The organism is Bacillus sp. X1(2014) (assembly GCF_007678255.1).
The window spans coordinates 216,411-238,723 of record NZ_VEED01000001.1; the positions used below are offsets into that span (position 1 = coordinate 216,411).

The 22,313-nt window shown below is 37.5% G+C and carries 20 protein-coding genes and 1 other RNA gene; 9 read left to right on the forward strand and 12 right to left on the reverse strand.

Translation table 11 applies throughout. The annotated features are described in order from the left end of the window. Positions 1-15 precede the first annotated feature (15 nt). The 5 genes from FS608_RS01125 to FS608_RS01145 all read right to left on the reverse strand — a co-directional run bounded on the left by FS608_RS01125 (position 16) and on the right by FS608_RS01145 (position 7,505). On the reverse strand, positions 16-909 hold the full coding sequence (locus tag FS608_RS01125) for a 5'-3' exonuclease (RefSeq protein ID WP_144547358.1): 894 nt from the start codon (positions 907-909) through the stop codon (positions 16-18). Between the two features lie 69 nt (positions 910-978). After that, positions 979-1,806 carry a sulfurtransferase gene (locus FS608_RS01130; RefSeq protein ID WP_144547360.1) on the reverse strand — a complete coding sequence of 276 codons (828 nt, stop codon included), beginning with the start codon at positions 1,804-1,806 and terminating at the stop codon, positions 979-981. A 40-nt stretch (positions 1,807-1,846) separates the two neighbouring features. Continuing rightward, a complete protein-coding gene (locus FS608_RS01135) occupies positions 1,847-5,503 on the reverse strand; it encodes a dynamin family protein (protein WP_144547362.1) in 3,657 nt (1,218 codons plus the stop codon). 337 nt (positions 5,504-5,840) lie between these two features. After that, a complete protein-coding gene (locus FS608_RS01140) occupies positions 5,841-6,416 on the reverse strand; it encodes an isoprenylcysteine carboxyl methyltransferase family protein (protein WP_144547364.1) in 576 nt (191 codons plus the stop codon). Beyond that, on the reverse strand, positions 6,417-7,505 hold the full coding sequence (locus FS608_RS01145) for a type III polyketide synthase (protein WP_144547366.1): 1,089 nt from the start codon (positions 7,503-7,505) through the stop codon (positions 6,417-6,419). A gap of 716 nt (positions 7,506-8,221) precedes the next feature. Here FS608_RS01145 and FS608_RS01150 point away from each other — a divergent pair. The 3 genes from FS608_RS01150 to FS608_RS01160 are packed head-to-tail and all read left to right on the forward strand — an operon-like array spanning position 8,222 to position 10,536. Then, on the forward strand, positions 8,222-8,371 hold the full coding sequence (locus tag FS608_RS01150) for a cytochrome c oxidase subunit 2A (protein ID WP_144547368.1): 150 nt from the start codon (positions 8,222-8,224) through the stop codon (positions 8,369-8,371). A gap of 21 nt (positions 8,372-8,392) precedes the next feature. Next, a complete protein-coding gene (locus FS608_RS01155; protein WP_026563869.1) occupies positions 8,393-8,869 on the forward strand; it encodes a cytochrome c oxidase subunit II in 477 nt (158 codons plus the stop codon). Further along, positions 8,869-10,536, forward strand: a complete 1,668-nt coding sequence (locus tag FS608_RS01160) for a b(o/a)3-type cytochrome-c oxidase subunit 1 (protein WP_144547370.1) — start codon at positions 8,869-8,871, stop codon at positions 10,534-10,536. The genes FS608_RS01155 and FS608_RS01160 overlap by 1 nt, the downstream gene beginning before the upstream one ends. 37 nt (positions 10,537-10,573) lie before the next feature. On the opposite strand, the gene FS608_RS01165 is transcribed toward FS608_RS01160, so the two are convergent. Further along, a complete protein-coding gene (locus tag FS608_RS01165; RefSeq protein ID WP_144547372.1) occupies positions 10,574-12,079 on the reverse strand; it encodes a carboxypeptidase M32 in 1,506 nt (501 codons plus the stop codon). Between the two features lie 216 nt (positions 12,080-12,295). After that, the gene (locus FS608_RS01170; protein ID WP_098571189.1) at positions 12,296-12,529 is read right to left on the reverse strand and encodes a DUF2249 domain-containing protein; all 234 of its coding nucleotides are present in this window, start codon (positions 12,527-12,529) and stop codon (positions 12,296-12,298) included. A gap of 115 nt (positions 12,530-12,644) precedes the next feature. Here FS608_RS01170 and FS608_RS30030 point away from each other — a divergent pair, with 115 nt between their 5' ends. Further along, entirely contained in the window at positions 12,645-12,791 is a 147-nt protein-coding gene (locus FS608_RS30030; protein ID WP_186328567.1) for a hypothetical protein, read from the forward strand. Between the two features lie 20 nt (positions 12,792-12,811). On the opposite strand, the gene FS608_RS01175 is transcribed toward FS608_RS30030, so the two are convergent. After that, positions 12,812-15,175, reverse strand: a complete 2,364-nt coding sequence (locus tag FS608_RS01175) for a nitric-oxide reductase large subunit (RefSeq protein ID WP_144547374.1) — start codon at positions 15,173-15,175, stop codon at positions 12,812-12,814. Positions 15,176-15,399: 224 nt separating this feature from the next. Between FS608_RS01175 and FS608_RS01180 the strand changes: the two genes are divergently transcribed. From FS608_RS01180 to FS608_RS01200, 5 genes are read left to right on the forward strand one after another with little or no spacing between them, the layout of a single operon-like run. Continuing rightward, positions 15,400-16,092, forward strand: a complete 693-nt coding sequence (locus tag FS608_RS01180; RefSeq protein WP_144547376.1) for a Crp/Fnr family transcriptional regulator — start codon at positions 15,400-15,402, stop codon at positions 16,090-16,092. A gap of 40 nt (positions 16,093-16,132) precedes the next feature. After that, complete coding sequence (locus FS608_RS01185) at positions 16,133-16,366, forward strand: DUF2249 domain-containing protein (RefSeq protein ID WP_144547378.1); 234 nt, start codon at positions 16,133-16,135, stop codon at positions 16,364-16,366. Between the two features lie 18 nt (positions 16,367-16,384). After that, complete coding sequence (locus tag FS608_RS01190; RefSeq protein ID WP_098571185.1) at positions 16,385-16,591, forward strand: DUF2249 domain-containing protein; 207 nt, start codon at positions 16,385-16,387, stop codon at positions 16,589-16,591. Between the two features lie 15 nt (positions 16,592-16,606). After that, on the forward strand, positions 16,607-17,851 hold the full coding sequence (locus tag FS608_RS01195) for a hypothetical protein (protein ID WP_144547380.1): 1,245 nt from the start codon (positions 16,607-16,609) through the stop codon (positions 17,849-17,851). 13 nt (positions 17,852-17,864) lie between these two features. After that, positions 17,865-18,164: a metal-sulfur cluster assembly factor gene (locus FS608_RS01200; protein ID WP_144547382.1), complete on the forward strand. Its 300-nt coding sequence runs from the start codon at positions 17,865-17,867 to the stop codon at positions 18,162-18,164. Positions 18,165-18,207: 43 nt separating this feature from the next. Here FS608_RS01200 and FS608_RS01205 read toward each other — a convergent pair whose 3' ends face one another. The 4 genes from FS608_RS01205 to gpsB all read right to left on the reverse strand — a co-directional run bounded on the left by FS608_RS01205 (position 18,208) and on the right by gpsB (position 22,309). After that, entirely contained in the window at positions 18,208-20,130 is a 1,923-nt protein-coding gene (locus tag FS608_RS01205; protein WP_144547384.1) for an ATP-dependent DNA helicase, read from the reverse strand. Between the two features lie 56 nt (positions 20,131-20,186). Then, complete coding sequence (locus FS608_RS01210; RefSeq protein WP_144547950.1) at positions 20,187-21,344, reverse strand: THUMP domain-containing class I SAM-dependent RNA methyltransferase; 1,158 nt, start codon at positions 21,342-21,344, stop codon at positions 20,187-20,189. Positions 21,345-21,522: 178 nt separating this feature from the next. Then, an RNA gene (rnpB, locus tag FS608_RS01215) (RNase P RNA component class B) lies at positions 21,523-21,927 on the reverse strand. Between the two features lie 79 nt (positions 21,928-22,006). After that, on the reverse strand, positions 22,007-22,309 hold the full coding sequence (gpsB, locus tag FS608_RS01220; RefSeq protein WP_026563881.1) for a cell division regulator GpsB: 303 nt from the start codon (positions 22,307-22,309) through the stop codon (positions 22,007-22,009). Positions 22,310-22,313 lie beyond the last annotated feature (4 nt).

Sequence of the window (22,313 nt, forward strand, 5' to 3'; positions counted from 1 at the left end):
GACAACCTCATTTTTTTATGAAACAAACACTTCGTCAATTGGCAGCAGACGCTGCAATCCACGAAGTTCTAATTCCATTAACTTATTCAATGCTTTTTCTTTTTCAATTCTTAAGCCAGCCTCATCCAAGGCACAACTAACGGGTACATCACATTTTATTTCTGCAAGTGTTCTCGATAAATGGTGCATTTCTAAATCCTGTTCAATTTTAGTCTTATTGGATTTGGATAAACGATCTAAATTGGAGATAATACCCTCAACATGTTCGAACTCCTTTAGGAGCTTAAGAGCGGTCTTTTCTCCTATTCCTCTTACTCCAGGATAATTATCACTAGTATCCCCCATCAGAGCTTTTAAATCGATCATTTGCCTAGGAGTGATCCCCTTCTCTACCAAAAAGGTTTCTGGCGTATGAACAAGATAATTCCCATAGCCCTTTTTCAACAAAATTACGGAAATACTGTCATCGAGCAGCTGCAGCATATCTTGATCACCGGTTAGGATCGATACATGTGCATAGTCTTTTGATTGATTGGCAATGGTTCCAATGCAATCATCGGCTTCATATCCAGCTAGTCCGATATTGGGGATATCAAAAGAGGCAACAACCTCTTTTACTAAATCGAACTGTGGAATAAGCTCAACTGGAGCTTCTCCCCGATTCCCTTTATAATCAGAAAACAATTCCGTACGGAAGGTTTTACTTCCCATATCCCAACATACTGCAAGATGGGAGGGCTTGAAGGAATTTACTGCTGTGAATAAATGCTTCACAAAACCATGAATTCCATTCGTGGGTGTTCCTTTTGAATTTATCATAAATTGTCCAGTAACTGCTGTAGCGTAAAAAGCACGGAATAGCAAGGCCATACCATCAACAAGCATCAGTGAAGGTTTTTGATTCGTCATTTTGGACCTCCTTATTTGGGTGTTTAAAAACAACACGATTACCATTATAACATAAGTTGCCCCAAAATATTATTCTATCTTATTATCCTCATATGAGATCCAATCACTAAAACTTCCAACATAGAGCTTTACTTTCTCAAAACCAGCTTCTCTTAAAGCTAAGTAATTAGGGGCTGCTGTTACCCCTGATCCACAATATACAATTATTTCCTTAGCGGAATCGAGATTTTCGAACCTTTGTTTCTGAATCTCGGAAGGTTTATAGCGATTCTCACTCAATCCTTCCATCCATGGCTTATTGATTGCTCCAGGTATATGCCCAGCTTTTTTATCTATTGGTTCTTCTATACCTAAAAAGCGTTTTTCTTCCCGTGAATCGATTAAGGTTTTATGATTCAACTGTTTTTCAACTACTTCTTTTACTTCTTCCGTCGTAGCCAGCAAATCTGGCTGAACCCGGAAATGGAATTCAGTTTTTTCAAAGACAGGAATTTCCTTAGTTACAGGATGTCCTGCATCTACCCAGCATCTATATCCGCCATCAAGCACATAGACATTTTCATGGCCGAGGTATTGAAGCATCCAGCAAAAACGAGCAGCATACGCTCCTTCACCATTATCATAGGCAACAACTAGTTTGTTTTCATCAATACCTACATTCTCTAGTTTGGAGATAAATTCTTTTTGCACAGGCATTGGATGCCTGCCGCCATAGGTTTGTTTCGGACTTGACAGGTCTTTTTCTAAATCAAAGAACACTGCCTCGGGAAGATGACCTTGTAAGTATTCTTGCTTGCCTTTTTCTGGTTCAACTAACGAAAACCGGCAATCAACGATCCTGATGTGGCTCTCATGTAAGCATTTTAAAACCCATTCCTGATCTTTAATATATTTCACTAGTGCATCCTCCTCGAATCTATTACTTCCCATTAAAAATCTAATCTGCCAACTTTGTTTGGATATCCTTTAAAAATTCAATAGAGATTCCGCCGTCTAAGGCCGAAAGATGGCTAAAATAAAAATCATTTACTTGTTCGATCATTTGTTCTAATAGGCGATTGAATTCCTTTGAGATTTCATCGCTATAGTGACTATTTAATCGTTTCGCTTCCTCTGCTAAATATTCCTCCGCAGGCATATCGAGTACTTGATTAAGTTCATCACTCATTAGTTTCTTTTCATTTTTTTCAAAGAAGGATTTTGGATTTTTAAAATAAGACATTGCTTTCGTAAATACTTGTTTATCTATATTTTTAAATGCATTTGGAAATTCGATTGTTGCTTTATGCTCCACTTCAAATACTGAAAAGGAGAGGTCAGGATTGATTTCTTGGAGATTCCGAATAAGACCTGTTTGGAAATCAGCCAATTGTTTTTCCGAAAAGCGCTCAATTCGCACAGTAGTAGCTCTCATTTCCTGAGCAAAATCAAACCCTAGACTTTCGAGAAATTCATCCAAAGCCCCTTGTAAAACCTTTTTTAAATTACGTCCATCATCCCTTAGGGCGCTTGGATTAAATGACTCCCTAAAGAAATCCCCGAAGCGTAAGAATACCCGCTTCTTAATGTAATAAACCAGCTCATTTGCTTCTTGATGCAAACGGTTTTGTAAATTTCCAACTGTTTGGTTTGTAAATAACTCTTGAATACGCGCTTGCTGGTTTCTAATATCCTCACGTTTTTTCTCTTTAACCGATTGATCTTCCTGTGAACTCTGAATCAGATTTGTGATTAAATCATGGACACGAGTTACTTCCTTTTCTGCTGAAGAAATAGCCATTTCTGTTAATTCATTGGTGATAAATTGATAAAATGCCTGTTCAAATTTATTCATTCCTGATTCAAAGGTTGGATTAGAATCCGTTTTTTCCTTTAAAGCTAGCAAACTAGACACAGGATAAAGATGAGGATTTCTAATCCCATATTTGCTAAGTTGATCCTCAACATAATCAATCACCGTTTCCTTCTCTTCTTCACTCTCAGCGAGATCGATTGCGTTAATAATAAAGAACATTTTATCCATTTGGAATGATTCCTTCACACGACCAAGCTGGATTAAGAATTCACGGTCAGCTTTAGAAAAAGCATGGTTGTAATAAGTAACAAAGAAACACGCATCTGAATTTTTAATATAATCAAAGGCTACCCCAGTATGACGGGCATTGATAGAATCTGCTCCAGGTGTATCAACTAGTGTGATGCCTTTTCGGGTTAACTCACAATCATAATAGAGCTCGATCCATTCGACATAACAGGATTTTTCTTCTTTTGCGACGAACTCGCTAAATTCAGCAACATCCGTTTCGAGAACGGTTCCTAACAAATTCCCATATGATGCGTAGCCTTTCATAAATGCCTGCAAGAAGGCAAAATGGGTCTTTTCTAGCACGCCGCCTTCTTGGCCTGTTTGCAGCATAATCTGATCTATTTTCTTGGATGCATCTTCTAAATCTGCAACCTGAAGTTCAAATACTTTTAAAGAACGATTAACATCTTCCAGCATGGCTGATGCATCTTTAAATTTAACAAGCACTGTGCCATGAGGATGATTTTCCGTAACGGGTTTAATTTTATTAATCGCAGCAGTGGTAGGATTTGGTGAAACAGGTAGAACTTTTTCACCCATAAGTGCATTGGCAAAGGAAGATTTTCCTGCACTGAAAGCACCAAATAATGCGACGGTAAATCCTTTGTTTGCAAGTCTTTCTGCTTTTTCCACTAATTCAGCTGAGAGCTTTTGAAATCCTGGAATGTCTTTGATTAATGCTGAAGTCTGACTGAGACGTTCTACTGTTTTTATTAAATGGTCATTCGATGCATTAACTTCCGGTTCCTTAACTATGGATTTATCAACAAATTCAGGCCTAGAAGTAGTGGTGGCAGTTACACGAGTGCTAGATGTTGGCTGTGCCCTGACTACTTCAAATTCTTCTACATCCTGTTCAAAAAGATGGTAAACATCTTCTTTTAGCGCGCCATCCGTTGTTAATAACTCTTCGATTTTTGTTTCCATCAGGGTAATTTTCTGCTGAGATTTTTTTAATTCTGTTAATGCCTTAACATACCGATCCGTTCTATTGAGTTCATGTTCATATTTCTCAACTAATCTGGCCGTTCGTTCCTTTAATGCTTTAAGAAACTCTTCTTTAAAATTCGTGAGTTGGATTCGTACCAGTCTTTTGATTTCATTGGCCACATCTTCTGTATAATGTAATACATACTCACCAGATATTCGTGCCCCAGACTTTACTGCTTCCGTTAAAAGACTTGTCGGAACTTCGATGGAATAAGACTGCGCCAATCCCTGCAGTTCCCCTTCATCAAGCCCTATTTCTTTTAATGTGCTCAGTAAAAATTCACGGACATGCCATTCAAGCTGGGTTTTCGTTTGATCAAGGATATCATGATGAAAACGCTCTAGCCTAACCTTTCTCTCTTCTGCTGTTTTTTGCTTAGAAAATAAAAATCCAATTTTAAATTCTGGCTGACATGATTCCAAATAGCTTTCAGCCAATTCTCTGGTTTGAAAAGGCATCAGATAGGCGTTTTTAAGGATTTGGGCAATTTGATGATCAAATTCCTTCTCCTTTCCTGCAACCCCTTCTTTTAATGTATTGAGATTTCCTTCCACTTCTTCAGCCGCGTTTGTCAATGTACTTTGTTCTGCCTCAGATAATTCATTCAGAATCGCAAGGACTGGTGCCAACTCCTCCTGCTCTAATTTCCGTCTTTGCTGGATATGATCATGGCTAATTTTCTTTAAGGATTGAAAAATGGATGGAACTAATAATTGGTCTTTAGAGGCCAATTTATCCGCAATAAATCCTTGAAGATCAGTAAATTCATTAAAGGGATGGGTATCATGCTTCAAGGATGTATAAAAAATCCTTGCCGGTTTTACTCCCCATGAAGCAAACGAATCCATCACGCTGTTTTGAAACTCCTGAAAACTTAGTTCTTCATCTTTGTGTTTATCAATTTGGTTTATGACTAAGTAAACTTCTTTCCCTGCTTCAGTCAATTCCTTTGTAAATAAAAAATTCAACTCTGCTTGGACATGGTTATAATCCATTACATAAAGAATCAAATCAGCAAGATGGATGGCCGATTCCGTTGCAATTCGGTGGGCATCGTCAGCTGAATCAATACCAGGTGTATCCATAATGACAGTATGCTCAGGCAGACCGGTATCACTGTGACTTATTTCGATTTCTTCGATTTGGTCGCCGTCTTTACAATAATTCTTTACTAATTCATAATCATAAGGGGCTAAATAAATACGAGGTGTTTCATTTTTAAAAAAGACCTTAGCATAATCTTCGCCTGCTTTTACCTTCACCAGATTTGCACTGGTGGGAATCGGGCTTGATGGCAGTAATTTTTCACCCACAAGTTGGTTAATCATTGTCGACTTTCCTGCAGAAAAATGACCGCAAAAGGCGATCAGAAACTCTCTGTTTTCTAGCTTTCTGGCTAATTGCTTAATTTTTTTGGCATGTTCAAAATCTTCTTGATCCATTAAATACTCGTATATTGAAACAATATTCGATTTCAATGTCTGGATGGCTTCTTCTTGGTTCGCTATTTTTACCATTACTTATTCCCCTTAACAACTTTGTAATATTTTTTATTTTATACGATAATTTAAACTTTTCCTATCCTGACACTTCATTTGCTTAAAACAAATTTTTCCCAAAAATGACAAAGAACCAAGGTTAACAACCCTGGCTCAAATAAAATAGATATTCATTTCAATGGGTAACGTTTTTTAAAACGTGCTTCATGACAAATGCATAAATAATAACAGTTCCGCCAACTAAAGCAAAAGTCATATGTAACACCTTCCTTATCAAGGTTGTTGAGAATGATTTTCATTGTTAATCAAAGTTTAACATAGGTGATAATCATTTTCAATAGTCCTTTTCTAATTGTCACACTTTTTTAACAACTTTAGGAAGAAAGCGATTGCAGTCCTGGAATCTCCATTCATATTCCGTCAGTTCCTTAAGGGCTTTTTCTTCCTCCGGAATCCGAATCATAAGGATAATTCCATTTAGAATAGTAAAAAGACACGCCGTTATATAGCAGTTAAATAGTAGAGGAACGACAGCTAATTCAATCGCAACCACAAAATAATTTGGATGTTTAATATAAAGGTAAGGACCTTTTTTGATCACCTTTGCATCTCTTAAGACAAGAATTTTCGTATTCCAGTACCTTCCAAGTGAGGTAATCACCCAAATCCTAATGATTTGCGCTCCAAAGAAAACTGATAAGAGGATCAGCCAAAAATAAGAAAGCTCCCGATTCCCATAAACTTCTTCAGCAATAAGGCAAATGAAGAACAGTACGTGCATAAACACCATAAATCGATAATGGTTTTTTCCAAATTCGATAGCACCTTGGTTCTTCATCCATTTTTCATTCTGTTTTGCGATTCCAAGTTCAACTACACGTTGAAGAACAATAAAGCCAATGATGATTTCGAATACAAGAAATCCATCCATTTACCGCCACCTCAATAAATGCAGTTCTGAACTAAACCCTGGCCCTAGAGCGGTACCGAGACCATAGGCCCCTTCGGGAATTTCTTTCTCCATGAATCGATTCAGCACAAAAAGTATTGTCGCTGATGACATATTTCCAAACTGTTTTAGCACATCAAGTGAAACCTCCGTCATTGAAGGAGGGATTTCTAATGATTTTACATAAGCATCAATCACCTTTTTTCCACCAGGATGGGCAATAAAATAGTTTATTGTTTCAAGGTTTATATGATTTTCTTTTAAAAACTCAGTTACATTCGGCTTTAACCAATTTTCAATTATGTGAGGAATATCACGTGAGAAAACCACATATAACCCGTTACTCTTTATATCCCATCCCATTACGTCTAAGGAATCTGGCATTAGCGTTGACTGAGTTGCAATAATAAAGGGGGAAGTCTTCTTCTTCCTGTAATCACAATAATTTGAATCATCACCACAAACTAACGCACAGGCCACACCATCAGCAAATAAAGAGGTACCTATGAAATTACTTTTCGATAGGTCATTGCGCTGAAAAGTTAAGCTGCAAAGTTCCACTGAGAGAACAAGTACCTTTGCGTTAGGAAAAGCAAGGCAATATTCATAGGCTCGGGACAACCCAGCGGCACCACCTGCACAACCAAGGCCCCATATTGGTATCCTTTTGGTGTGAGGCTGGAAGGGAAGTAAGTTCATAATTCTGGCTTCGATGCTTGGTGTAGCAATACCGGTGGTTGAAATAAAAAAAATAGCATCAATGTCCTGATAGGGAATATTCCTTGTTAAGAAATCAGTGTTATGTAAACACTTCACGATTGCTTCTCTTCCCAGTTCAACTGCTGACTCAATATAAGCCGTATTTTTTTCTTCAAACGTTTTATCTTCTTTAAACCAATCAATATTTTTTACAAAATGCCTTTTTTCAATCTGGCCATTTTGAAACGCGCGTAAAAGTCTTTCAATGTCCTTAAAGGAATTGGAGAACAGCTCGCGAGCAAACTCCGATGCTTGATTTTGGTTTACTTCAAATGACGGCGTTACCTCTGCAACTGAAATAATCGTTGGCATGTTTTTTCTCCTTCAAGCTATGTAAGGGTATTTTTTCCAGATTTAAGATTTTTATGCGTAAATTCGAGCACAAAAAAAAGCTCCCTTTAAGGTAGAAACCGAAGTTTCCACCTTAAAGGGAGCAAACGTTTTGAAGGTTGTTGCTGTGCTCTTAAATTATATAATGGATGCTAAATTCGTTCATTAGCTAATGTTTTCCAATTTCAACTTTCTTTATATATAGCAAGTATTATACTTCTCTCAAATTATTTTTTATCAGGTTGTTTTTGAACTTCAATCTTAATTTTATTTTTTACTACCGTTCCACAGACTTTACAAATTTCAATACTATCATACAAAAGACGACATCGATCACAATAATATTTTTCCACAAAAATCCACTCTTTTCTGGAGGAAAATAAGATTTATTACTATCATATTTTCGAACTCCTAGAGTGTGACATTGATTCCAAAAAGTTGTCTTTTATCTTTTGAGAAGGATTATTCAATTACTTAAATCACAGGGGAAGTGTGATAGTTCACATTTTATTCACAAATACCCCTGGGTTATTGTGATATAAATCACTGTTACATCAATTTTATAATATTAACATAGTAGATACCTAAGGAATGAACAATTTGTGAATTGTGAAGTTTGTTGTTTTTTCATCACAATTGTTTTGTATTATGAAAGAGAACTAATCATTTATTTTATTACTCTGAAGGGAGTGCGGGGGATGGCGAAGGCGGAACTTAAAACAAACAATAAAACAGAAATGGAAGACAGCTCTTCTCTTAAAGGGACATTAGCGTCCGTTTTCTTATTAGGAGCTTTTATTGTTGTCACTTGGGTAAGTGTCTATTACTTGTTTGTTGAACGTTTTTAATGATTGAAGGGGGAAAAAATTATGCATATGCATAAATTCGAGAAAATTTGGCTTACTTTTGGCATTGGCGCTTTGGTTGTTTTTTTAACAACTGTAGGTGTAAGCGCGTTCTATCTTGGAAACAAGCCGCCAAGCTGTTTAACGACGATTAATGTAGATAAGGTCGATCAAACAAAACCATTTGATAAACCAGGATTACATAAGGTTGAAGGCAAAGATTGGGATTATGAATTAGTCTATGTTGCTTCGGCTTTCTCCTATAATCCTGTAAAAGTGGAAGTACCACTTGGAGCAAAGGTGAAAGTTATTGCTACAACAAAAGACGTCGTCCACGGCTTTGAGGTCGCTGGAACAAATATTAACATGATGCTAGAGCCTGGTTATGTCAGTGAATATACGACAACGTTTGATAAGGCAGGCGAATATTTAATTGTATGTAACGAATATTGTGGTGCTGGACACCATTTAATGAGTTCGATGATTGAGGTGAAAAAATAATGGCTAACTCCATAACAACGAAAGTAAAAGTAGACCCGCGTGATGCAAAGCTTTCAATGGCGCATTTTTTTGTCGCCTTCTCTGCTCTTGCACTTGGTGGTTTAATGGGGCTATTACAAACCCTTGTCCGTTCCGGGAAATGGGAGCTTCCATGGGGAATTGATTATTACCAAATCCTAACCGTCCATGGTGTGTTAATGGGCTTAGTTTTAACAACTTTTTTTATTATGGGATTTCAATATGCTGCCGTAAGCAGAACCACTGGCGGTCATTCAAATGCTGCCCGCCGAACAGGCTGGATCGGTTTTTGGATGATGTTAGTAGGAACCTTAATGGCTGCAACCATGGTTCTACTTAAAGAAGCATCCGTTCTTTACACTTTTTATGCTCCACTTAAAGCACATTGGATTTTTTACTTAGGATTAACTTTTGTAGTGGTTGGCAGTTGGATTGATGGTTCAGCTCAAATTATGACATATGCAAAATGGCGGAAAAACAACCAAGGTCAGCCAAGTCCATTATTGAGTTTTATGGCTGTTATTAATACTGTTATGTGGATTATTGCTACATTAGGTGTAGCAGCTACGGTTTTATTCCAATTACTTCCTTGGTCGCTTGGATTAGTAGATACTGTCGATGTATTAGTAAGCCGGACTTTATTTTGGTATTTTGGTCACCCACTTGTTTATTTCTGGTTGTTACCTGCGTACATGTGCTGGTATGCGATTATCCCGAAAATCATCGGCGGGAAAATTTTCTCCGATTCATTAGCACGCTTGTCATTTATTTTGTTCTTGCTCTTCTCGATTCCGGTTGGTTTTCACCACCAATTAACAGAACCAGGGATTGACCCTGCTTGGAAGTTCTTACAGGTTATCTTAACATTCATGGTTATTATTCCATCGTTAATGACTGCTTTCTCGTTATTTGCTACATTTGAAAGATATGGTCGCTCAAAAGGAGCAACAGGCCTTTTTGGCTGGATTAAAGTTCTGCCATGGGGCGATGCTAGGTTTACCGTTCCGTTTATTGGTATGGCTTCATTTATTCCTGCTGGTGCTGGTGGTATCATTAACGCTTCCAACCAAATGGACCAAGTGGTGCATAACACCATCTGGGTAACAGGTCACTTCCATTTAACGGCTGCTACATCCGTTGTCTTAACCTTCTTTGGAATTTCTTATTGGCTGGTTCCTCATTTAACCGGCCGGAAATTAACAAAGGCTATGAATAAATTAGGGATCATCCAAGCATGGGTATGGTTCATTGGAATGGCCTTCATGTCGGGTGCCATGCACTTCCAAGGCCTTTTAGGCGGACCGAGACGTTCTGCTTTCTCTACTTACGGTGGTGCCAAACAAGCAGCTGAATGGATTCCATATCAAATTGCACAAGCAGTGGGTGGAACAATTCTTTTCCTAGGAATTATCCTAGTGATTATCATTTTCATCAATCTTGCGTTCTTTGCTCCTAAAGGGGAAGAAGAATTCCCTGTAGCAGTGGCAGAGAATCTTGAAGAAAAAGCACCACTGGTCTTTGAAAACTGGAAATTATGGCTAGGAATTGCTGCAGCCCTAATTCTTTTCGCTTACACCATTCCATTTATTGATATTATTCAAAATTCCCCTCCGGGCTCAAAAGGCTTCCAGACCTGGAGTAAATGGTGAGTAAGAAGGCTTCAATCTTTTCGATTGAAGCCTTTTCTTATTTATTTAATCTATATACCTTTCCAAACTTTTCATACAGATAATCAATTAAATATTTGGGATTAAGGCCCTCACCGGTAACATCCTGTAGGATTTCAAGCGGTTTTTTCATTTTACCATATCGATGAATATTAGCTGTTAGCCATTCTTTAATCGGAATAAGGTTCCCTTCTTCTACTAATTGATTAAAGTTTGGAAGATCTTCGACCATTTTCTGCTTAAATTGGGCTGCATACATATACCCTAAGGCATAAGAAGGAAAGTACCCAAAGCTGCCTCCTGCCCAGTGGACATCCTGCAGTACACCCAATGCATCATTTTCAGGACGAATACCTAAATATTCTTCATATTTATCATTCCATATCTTTGGTAGGTCCTTCACATCAATTTCATCATTAAATAACCCTTTTTCAATTTCATAACGGATGATCACATGGAGCGGATATGTTAGTTCGTCCGCTTCAATTCTTATGAATGATGGTTTAGATTCATTAATTGCGCGATAAAAATCCTCAATTTCCACTTGGTCAAATTGTCCAGTTGCATAGTCCTTCAGCAGCTGGTAATTATTTTTCCAAAATGAAAAGCTTCTTCCCAAAATATTCTCATAAAAAAGGGACTGCGACTCATGAATTCCCATAGAGGTTCCCGTGCAAAGCGGTGTACCAATTAAATATTTGGAAATATTCTGTTCATATAAAGCATGACCGCCTTCATGTATCGTACCAAAAACGGCGGTCCGGAAGTCGTTTTCATTATAATTGGTGGTCACACGAACATCACCAGGGTTTAATCCTGTTGCAAAAGGATGAACCGTTTCATCCAGACGGCCTGCTTTAAAATTATAACCCATTTTTTCGAGAATTTTTAAACTCAGTTCACGTTGATTTTCCTTAGGGAATTTTTTAAACAGAAAGTCAGTTTTAGGTTTATGTGACGACTCTGAAATTTGTTTAACTAAAGGTACAATTTTCTCTCTTAGTTCACCAAACACTTGATCTAATACATTCATCGTCATGCCTGGCTCATACATATCTAATAATACGTCGTATTTATTTTTTTCATGTCCCCAGTAGCTAACGAACTTCTTAGTCATAGCAACCAGTTTTTCTAAGTAAGGACTAAACATCGAAAAATCCGAATGTTCTTTCGCTTCCTCCCAAACACTCTCGGCCTTAGATTGGAGAATGACAAACGCTTTATACTCTTCAGCGGGGATTCTTTTATTTCGTTCATATTCTTTTTTGCATTCGTCGAGAATTTTTCTAGTTCTTTCGGACAATGGCAGTTTTCCTAAATTTGCTATGTATGCTGCCATTTCCTCGGAGGTTGACATTTTAAATACTTCGGAGGAAAGCATTCCAATCACTTCAGACCGTTGCTCCACCCCTTGTTTCGGAGCCCCTGTCCTTAAATCCCAATAAATTAATCCTAATGCTTCATTATATGCTGACATTTTTTTCACATATTCCATAAACTCTTTTTCTAGTAGTACCTTATTCATTCAATATCCCCCTTCAGATTCCCATTTAAATTTTAACACATTATTCAGAAAAATAGGTGAATGGCTGTTTCCATGGGAATAAAAAAACAACAGAAAGAAATTCTGTTGTAAAATAGAAATATAGGGAAAAGAGGATGAATCCTGGAAAATAAATAGATTGGAAAATTTAGTGATGGTTAAGTAAACCAAGATTAATTGAATTAAATTTTAATGGAATTACTTTTTAGCAATAGCTACCCTCCAAGTTTCTGGACCTTCTTCAAGGTACTCCCAAGAAAATTGCTCCGGTCTTTCCATCATGAATTGATACAATAATGGTCTTGGATCATGGTCATTGACAATCATCATAGTTTCACCAGATGCTAGTTCGTCAAAGCCATTAAAAATGGTAGGATGTTTCTCGCGTGGCGGGAAGTCTGGTACATTGATAACTTTTGCGTATGTTTGCATTATTATCACTCCTATTATTTTGTTAACTTCTCTTTTATTATATTGAAACCTGTATGAAAACTTAGTGAGAGGTATCACACCAAAAACATGATTTTGCTTATACGGGGGGATGACAATGAAGGAACTCATTGGAAAGTGCACATGCTGTAGTAAAGAAATCTATTGTTTGGATGGTTTTTTTAACGGGATCCATACAGAAGAGAAAGAGCTCTATTGTTTTGAGTGTTTTGAGAAAAAGAGCAAAGAAAATCCGCAAAGCTGACCTTTGCGGATCTTTTACTATTAATCTTCATCCATAGATAAATCCTTAACTGGAAGTTTTTCTCCTTCTTTGTGGGTTGGCTTCCGTAAATTAAAGAGTGCTTTAATACAGAATACTAACAATATTACTACACCAATTAAGAAAATGGTGTCAGGCACCGCGCGCCAAGTTAATAATGATTCAACAATATCCTTTTGTAGGAAAGATGCTGAACGAGAAGCAGCATATCCATGATTAAATGCTTCTTTAATTTGGATGAAACCAACTGGAAGTAATGATAGGAATACCATTCCTGCAAGTCCAACGTTTAACAGGATACAGCTGATTTTAATCCATTTATCATTCCATGCTTCTGGTTTCACAATGTTTCTTAATGAATAAAGGAGTACTGCACATGCGAACATACCGTACACACCCATCATCGAACCATGGCCGTGTGCTGGGGTTAAGAATTGTCCGTGTTCGAAATAGCTGACTGCAGGTAAGTTAATTAAGAATCCAAGCACACCTGCACCAAATAAGTTCCAAATGGCAACTGAGATTAAGAACCAGAATGTTCCTTTGTAAGGGAAATTCACTCCACCCTCACGCATCATTTTGTATTGCTCATATGCTTCAAGGATTAACAATGTTAACGGAATAACTTCTAATGCAGAGAAGACAGCGCCAAGAGACAGCCAAATTTCTGCAGAACCATTGTAGTAATAATGGTGTCCGATTCCGATTACCCCACTGCCCAAGAGCAGGATCAATTGGAAATAAAGTTGTCTTACGGTAGATTTTTTCGTTACTAGCCCAAGTTGAACTAATAAGAAACCAATAACTACAACTGCAAACACTTCAAAAATACCTTCTACCCATAAGTGGATAATCCACCAGCGCCAGTAATCGGCAAATGTAAAGCTGGTTCCTGGGTTGATGAATAAGGCAAAAATATAGAAAGCTGGTACAGCAATAGCTGAGTAGAATAATAGGTGAATCAATCCGCCTTTATCTGTTTCTCGCTTAAGACCTGCCCTAACTCCTCGATAAACGATAAACAGCCAGATAAGCATCCCAACAATAAGTATAAGCTGCCAAACACGCCCTAGTTCAATATATTCCCAACCTGTATGACCAAATAAGAACCACTTGTTTCCTAAATAACCATTTGCACCAAGCCATTCTCCAACCATACTACCGGCAACAAGAACAACCAATGCCCAAAATAAAATATCTACTAATAGACCTTGTTTCTTAGGTTCATATCCGCCAACAAGCGGTGCAACATAGATTCCCATTCCAAGCCATGCTGTTGCAATCCAGAAGATAGCCAGCTGCAAGTGGTAACCTTTTGAAATATTAAATGGAAGAATATCATGAATCCACTTCATTCCGAAGAAGCTATCTGGTTCGATATAATAGTGAGCAAGTAAGGCCCCAAACATACACTGTACAAAGAATAAAGCAGCAACAATCACAAAGTATTTCCCTGTTTTCACTTGTGAGCTTGTTACTGGCATTTTCCGTAGATCAATACGTGGAAAATTACCTTCCTTATACGCTTCCTGCATACCAAAATTATAACGGTAGAACACAAACAGGATAATTCCTACCATTAATACAAATAATGTAATGCTGGCCCCGCTCCACCAAACTGCTGAAAAGGATAATTGGTTGCCCGCGTCTTCATAATATGGCCAATTATTCGTATAAGTAATTTTATCACCTTCACGGACTGTACTCGAAAGCCAGGCAGTCCAGAAGAAGAAATCTGATATTTGAGTGATTTGGTCGCCTGATGCAACATAAGCACGATTTGTTTTAGGCATGTCGCCTTCTTTAATTAGGTTTGGCTTTAATCCCCAGCCGTCACCTTTAGTGAATACCTCTTTATAGTACTCTCTAACTCTTTCAAGTCCAAACGCCTGTGCATTTGTTAACTTCATTGTATCGCTGCTTGAGTCATAACGGTTTTTCCGCATTTCTTTGATTACTTTATTTTTAATTACTGATTTTTCATCATCATTTAAAGAAGCAAAGTCTTTACTATATTGTTCATTTGCCTTAAAGTCTTGCATTCCCTCTGTATATAGCTTTAATGCTTCCGCCGTATAGTCAGGACCCATATATGAACCGTGGCCTAAAACGGTACCATAATCCATTAATCCATACTTCTGAAAAACGGCCTGTCCACCCATAATGGAATCCTTTGTAAATAGAACTTCACCTTTTTCATTGGTTACTTCGACTGGTCTTGGTGCCTGTTCTTTAAAAATCCAATACCCCCCAACTAGTAAAACAGTGAAGCTGAGTAATATCGTGATCACTAATATTGATTTCAGTAATGCATTTTTATTCGTCTTCACCACTTTTTTTGGTGGTATTCCTCGTTGTATTTCCATAACCCTTCATCCTTTCATGTTTCAATACCTTTCGTATTGTAACTTTCACAAGTTTGACACAAAGTGAACCATTTCATTGTTTTCCTGTGATATTTCCCACACACCTGTTTAACTGAGAATAATTTTCATAAAAACTAGCTAACTATGATGGAGGTCACATTATGACAGGTAAAACATTGATACAATCTAACTAAATCATATTTACTAATACGAAGGTGATGTTAATGAGGCAAGAGGACATAATTAAAAGATTATCTGTTGTCCCTATCTTTAAAGAACTGTCAGCAGAAGAACTAGAGCCAATCGTAAAGATTGCACAAACTCGTTTTTATAAACAAAAGATGTATGTTTTTATGCAGGAGGATCCACTTGACCGAGTCTTTTTTATTCATAGTGGGAAGATTAAGATTTGCAAAACAGACTTATCAGGTAAAGAACAACTAATTTCCGTCCTTGAGCCTGGCGAAATGTTTCCACATGCAGGATTTTTCAGAAAGGGAAATTTTCCAGCCCATGCTGAAGTAATGGATGAGGCTAACCTTATTATCATTCCGATTGATATGTTTGAAGAAATCCTTATTACCTACCCAGAGCTTTGCATTAAACTCTTTAAAGTATTGGGGGAAAAAATAGTAGATTTGCAAGGAAGATTAGAAGCACAAGTACTCCATAATACTTTTGAACAAATTATTTTACTACTAATTAGACTTTGTAAATCTAATGGCGAAATGGTTGATGGTCGTTATAGACTCACCACACAGTTCACCAATCGTGAATTAGCTAATATGATTGGTACTTCAAGAGAAACGGTAAGTAGAACTATTAATCAAGTGAAAAAGAAAAACTTTATTACGCTTGATGAAGAAGGTTTTTATCTAATCGACCGGGAAGCACTTCAACAGGAATTGTTCTATTAATAAATTGATCTCGATTATATAAAAAGGAGTTGTAAATACAATGGAGCGGAGAATTATTGAACTAGATGTACGAGAAGATTTAAAGAATAAAATTGAACCCTTCCAAAAAATTATGGAGGCAATTAAGGAGTTAAAGGGAAATGATATTTTTATCCTTCATGCCCCCTTTAAACCTGTACCACTCTTCACGGTATTAAAAGCAAAAGGCTTCACCCACGAGGAGAAAGAAATTGATAAGAAGCATTGGAAAGTAACTTTCACAAAGAAAGCTTAAGGAAGAAGGGGAAATAGTATGATTTTAGATAATCGCGGTTTAGAACCGCCACAACCAATGATGAGAACCTTAGCTGCCTTGGAAACACTAGGAGAAAATGAAACATTAACAATCATAAATGATAGAAGACCCATGTTTCTTTATGAGCAACTTGAGGAATTGGGTTATCAACAACGAACAGAACAACAAAGTGACGGAAGTTTTAAAATTGAAATCTTCCGGTAAGCGGGGTGAATGATCATGCTTCCTCAAAATTTGGGAAGTGAAACAAATATTAAACTTCCATTTTCATTTATTTTGTTTAGTTTAATTGCATTAGTAGGTTCACAAATTTTACTATTAATCAATGGTCAATTAATGACTTCAGGGAATTTTAGAATTCCTGTCATCTGGTCTTCAGCCCATTTATTAGTTTTAGGCTGGTCATTAATGGCGGCCATGGGATCTATGTATCAATTGGTACCAGTTGCTTTCCTAACTAAAATATGGAATGAAAAATTCGGGTTTATTCAATTCTTCGTAACAGCCATGGGAATTGTTTCATTTTCAGGGATGTTATATTGGTCGCCGCAAAATGCGATGCTGCCTGGCATCCTCATGCTGCTTGGGATCTTAATGTTCTTATTCCAAATGTTTATGACCCTTAAATCACAAGCAAAGCCAACTATTCTTACTGCTTTTGTAGGTTCAGCGCTAGTTTGTTTATTCATTACCATTTCCTTAGGGATTACCCTAATATATTGCTTAAAAACGGGTTTTGCTGGTGAATATTATCAATCCATCTTTAAAGCTCATTTGCTAATGGGGATTACGGGCTGGTTTACACTATTAATTTTCGGATTCTCTTACAAGATGGTGCCGATGTTTTCCTTATCCCATGGTTTTCCGATGGTCCAAGCAAAATATGTATTTGCGTTTTATATTTCTGGTCTTGTCCTATCACTGATTGCATTCTTTACCAATAATAGTCTGCTATTGAAAATAGGATTCTTTTTACTCTTCGTTGGTTTTACTATTTTTAGCTGGCATATTAGCCTTATTATCAAAAAACGATTAAAAAAAACGTTAGATAAACCATTTACGTTTGCGCTAGTTGCGATTGGATTAGGAAATTTGATTCATTTGGCTGCATTTATCATGCTGTGGAATCACCAATTCACGAGCCTTATAGGAGCACTTGTTTACGCCTATTTATTACTCTGGGTCGTCTTAAGTATTGTTAGTTATTTATATAAAATCGTTCCATTTCTATGGTGGACCTATAAATATAGTAAGGAAATAGGAAAAAGCAAGGTCCCTTCTTTAAAAGAATTGATGAATGAAAAAATTGTTACCCCCTTGTTTTCAATATTTATTTTTGCGATTCTGGCTGTCTTTTGTGCCTTAACTTTTCATATAACTGTTCTGTTTAATGTCGGTCAGACCATCCTGTCGATTGTATTTATTATTATTGCATTCAGTATCCTTCGAGTTTTAAAAAAATAATGAGGTGTTTATGATGAATATCAAAGAAAAAATTATTAGTGCGTTAAAAAGTGTTAACGATCCTGAGCTTAACATAAATGTAGTCGACCTCGGCTTAATTTATAATATTGAGATTACAGGATCAAATGATGTTACGATTACGATGACGTTAACTACACCAGGCTGCCCTCTCCATGACAGCATAACAAGCGGGGTGCGTTATAGTGTTGAAGGGATTGAAGAAACAAATAAAGTAGATGTTAATCTGGTTTGGGAACCAGCATGGTCTCCAGATAAAATGACCCCTGAAGGACTCAAATTATTAGGCAGGTAATATATGAAAACGGAAGCACCCTTTACGGTGCTTCCGTTTTTTATTATGCTTTAGGTTCAGTAGGCAAAACTTCTTTAACCCTCTCTAATACATCTGGGTCGATATTTTCATTTACAAAAATATGGACCGCCCCGTTATCCTTTTCACTCCGAATCAAGCGTCCCACACCTTGACGTAAGCGAAGGAGCATATAAGGTAATTCAACCTCGGCAAACGGGTTATCTACGCCCGCCTTTTTTGCCGTAAAGACAGGATCATTCGGTGGAAATGGAAGCGAAAAGATCATCACATTTTCAAGCGATCTCCCTGGAATATCTAAACCTTCCCACAGATGGATCGAACAAAGAATTGCATGTTCTTCATTCTGAAATTTAGAAACAAGTGTGCTTATTTCTTCATCGCCTTCAAAATAAATAGGGTATGGGACTTCTCCAGAAAGATTTTTCTTAAGATACGCTAACTCCTCTTTATTATTGAGAAGAATTAAGGCTCGTCCCTCTGATTCTCGAATTCCCTTTAAAATATAGGCAATTTTTCCGTCCAGGTCTGCATGTTTAAAGGCAGGCAGGTAAAGGTCCATCTTATTCTCATAATCAAAAGGAGATGACACTGAGAATGATAGATAGTCATCAACACCAAGACTTGCTGAAATATAATCGAAGGATTTTTGATTTGCAAGCGTTGCAGACGAGAAAATAAACGGTTTTTTCTGTGTGAACACTTCTTCCCGCATTACTTCTTCAACCATTTTTGGCATAATAACTAGTGTCCGTTCTCCCCCTTTTTCTTCGAACCAAGTAATTCCATTTAACTCCTGAAGAAAAAGTGATAAAGAATAAGTGATTTGTTCCAAGTATTCCTCAACAATTTTCAAATCGTACTCATTAATTACATATAGCTCACTTTCAAATACTAATTCCTCTTCTAATGATTGAAGAGTGGTCAGAAGTTTCCTGCATGTCTTCAATACTAGTGGGTGCTTAGTAATCATTTGTTTTTCAGATCCCTGTGAAAGTGAGGAGAACTGTGAAATACCATCGAAAAATGCTTCATTATCTAATAAAGCTTCTTCTATTGTATATAAGGTCTTTTCACGGACTTCATTTTCCATTAGTCTTGTGAGCAGTGTTTCTAAGGTATAATCCGTAAAACGATAGCTTAAAGCTTTCTGTGCCGCATATTCAAGAAGGTGTCCTTCGTCAAAAACAACGGAAGAATGTTCGGGTAATAACGGCAGCTGTCCTTCACGTTTTCTCGATTCTTTTGTCCAAACATGCTCCATATAGAAATCATGGGAACAGATAATTAAATCCTCAGAGTGGCGGTAATACTCTCTGTGCAAGGTCAGCCCACAGCGGTGCCGCTTCTCACAAGAAAAACAATCCTGGACAGCATCCCAGCTAACTTCACTCCACATCTCATCAGATAAAGTTGGATAGTCCCTTCTGTCGCCATATTTTTCAAAGGTTTGCATGGAGCCAACAGTATGCACGAAATCAGGCAGGTTTTCATATATACTTGCAATCTCATCGGAGTAATCATTGTTCTTCGTTTGATCCAGCTTTTTTAAACAGAGATACTGATCTCGAGATTTAGCCAAGCGGACATCGATATCTAGTCCAAGAACCTTCTCCAACTTTGCGATATCTCCCTCTTTTTTCACCAATTGCTCAATTAAAGTCTCATCTGCACAAGCAATGACAGCTGGGCGATTCGTATAGCGTGCATACATGATCGCATAAAGCAAGTAAACAATTGTTTTCCCCGTTCCAACTCCTGCTTCAGCAAACATCACTTTTTTATCTTTGAAGGCATTTTCAAGTTGAAATGCCATATATATTTGTTCATCTCTTAATTCGAATCCTGCTTCGGGCAATATATCATAGAATAAGTCCCCGATCCATTCACCCAATTTTTCATAAAAGGACTCAGTTTTTGCAATCTCAAATGGCATGCGTTTTTGCATGGTACCCTCCCCAAAAAACTTTCATATAATCCAACAAAAATAATGATTCATTCGAATTACTTATCTTGATTTAAATCATCTTGACGAGGAGGTTTCTTTCCCCAATATTGATAAAGATCCGTACGAATAAAGCCGTTAAAGAGTTTTCGCTTTTTTGTCGCGGGTTTACCATAAAATTGTTCGAACTGCTCGTTAGAAGTTAAGATATATTTAGACCATGTATCAAGTGCATTGAATGCAACGCCCATTTCCTTATACATCTGTTCGACTGCTTTTTTCTCCCCGAGTCTTTCACCATAAGGGGGATTCCCAACAATGACACCGTATTGCTTATTTGTAGAAATGTCTTTAACCTGCATTTGTTTAAATTGGATCAAGTCCCCAAATCCAGCCTCAAAAGCATTATCTTGGGCAATTTTCACCATTCTATGGTCAATATCTGTCCCTAAAATATCTAATGGCTGATCGTAATTTGCTAAGTCCTCCGCTTCATTTCTAGCGTCATCCCAAACTTGCGCTGGGATCCAATTCCAGCGTTCCGATACAAATTCCCTATTAAAGCCTGGAGCAATATTTTGCCCGATCATTGCTGCTTCAATCGGTATCGTTCCAGAACCACAGAAAGGGTCCATAAAGGGACGGTCTGCTTTCCAATTAGTGAGTAGAACCAGTGCAGCTGCCAGAGTTTCCTTTAGGGGTGCCTCACCTTGATCCACTCGATAACCGCGTTTATGCAGCCCTTGACCACTCGTGTCAATGGTTATAGTTGCAACGTCTTTTAGTAATGCCACTTCGATGCGAAAATAAGCACCGTTTTCTTCAAACCATGTACTTCGCTTATAGTGTTGTTTCATCCGTTCCACAACAGCTTTTTTAACAATTGCCTGGCAATCTGAAACACTGAAAAGCTTTGACTTAACGGATTTACCAACCACAGGAAATTCAGCATCCTCAGGTAAGAATTTCTCCCATGGAAGTGCCTTAGTTTTTTCAAATAGTTCATCAAAGGTGTACGCCTTAAATTCTCCGACCTTTATCTTTATTCTATCTGCTGTTCGAAGCCATAAATTACTACGTGCGATCGCAGATTCATCCCCTGTGTAGGTGACCTTTCCATTTTCAACTTCACATTCATATCCCAATGCTCGGACTTCTTTGGCAACTAAAGCCTCCAGCCCCATGGCCGCAGTTGCTATTATTTGATATTTTCCCATTTTTTCACCCTTAATTGATTTCATTAGTATGTATGTTTGTGTTTAAAAAAGTTATCTTTCATTCGCTTTCATTATGGACAAAAACTAGTTATTGAATGCAATTGTCTATCTATAATAATAAAAAGCTCTCCTTATTAGGAGAGCCGTTTATATCCAGCATACATTCCCATTAATAACGTTCTGTAAGCCATGTTCTGTACCAGTGTACTACAAACGACACGGGTGTGTCTCGTACTTAGGTGGTAATCATCTATCTACAGGCTCGAATTTGAGCCTGTCCTTCTCCTTGTTCAATTCCTCAGAGAAAGTGCCCCTACCATTATTTGGGTTTCTCGCTCGTGGGGTTTACCCGTTCCACCCTTTCCATTTCTGGAAAGGCTACGTCACTGTGGCACTTTTATAGGTATTCATACCATATCCTAAAAGGACTTAGGTATTTTCCCGGCCGTCAGTTGGATGCTAGCCCCAACTGCCCTAGCTTATGAATTCACTAGGCACGAACACTACGAGCATCTCAGCTCGTGCGAGCATGGACTTTCCTCTGCAAGAATACAAATGTATCTTACAGCGATTACCCGAACGTTATTAATGAATACAATTTATTATATGTATTTCACGCTGGAAATTCAATGGTTATTGTCAGGAAATCTTCCTATTTTTTGTTAATCGTAGAGCTTATTGCCAAAAACATGTTTTTCGAGATTAGATAATCGCTTCAAGATATCAAAATTTGTTGTTCCTGCAGGTTGAGCTGCTGGCTGCCTTTTTGACGTTTCCTCAAGCTGTTTCCGGAGCCGAAGATTTTCCTGTTGAAGATCTTCAATCTCCTGATGAAAAGTTCCATAGTCTTTAATGATTAGATCTAAGAACTTATCAACATCTTCTTGTTTATAACCACGTACTCCAGACTTAAACTCTTTTTCTAAAATATCCTTCGCTGTTAATTTTACTTTATCTGACAGCATTCCA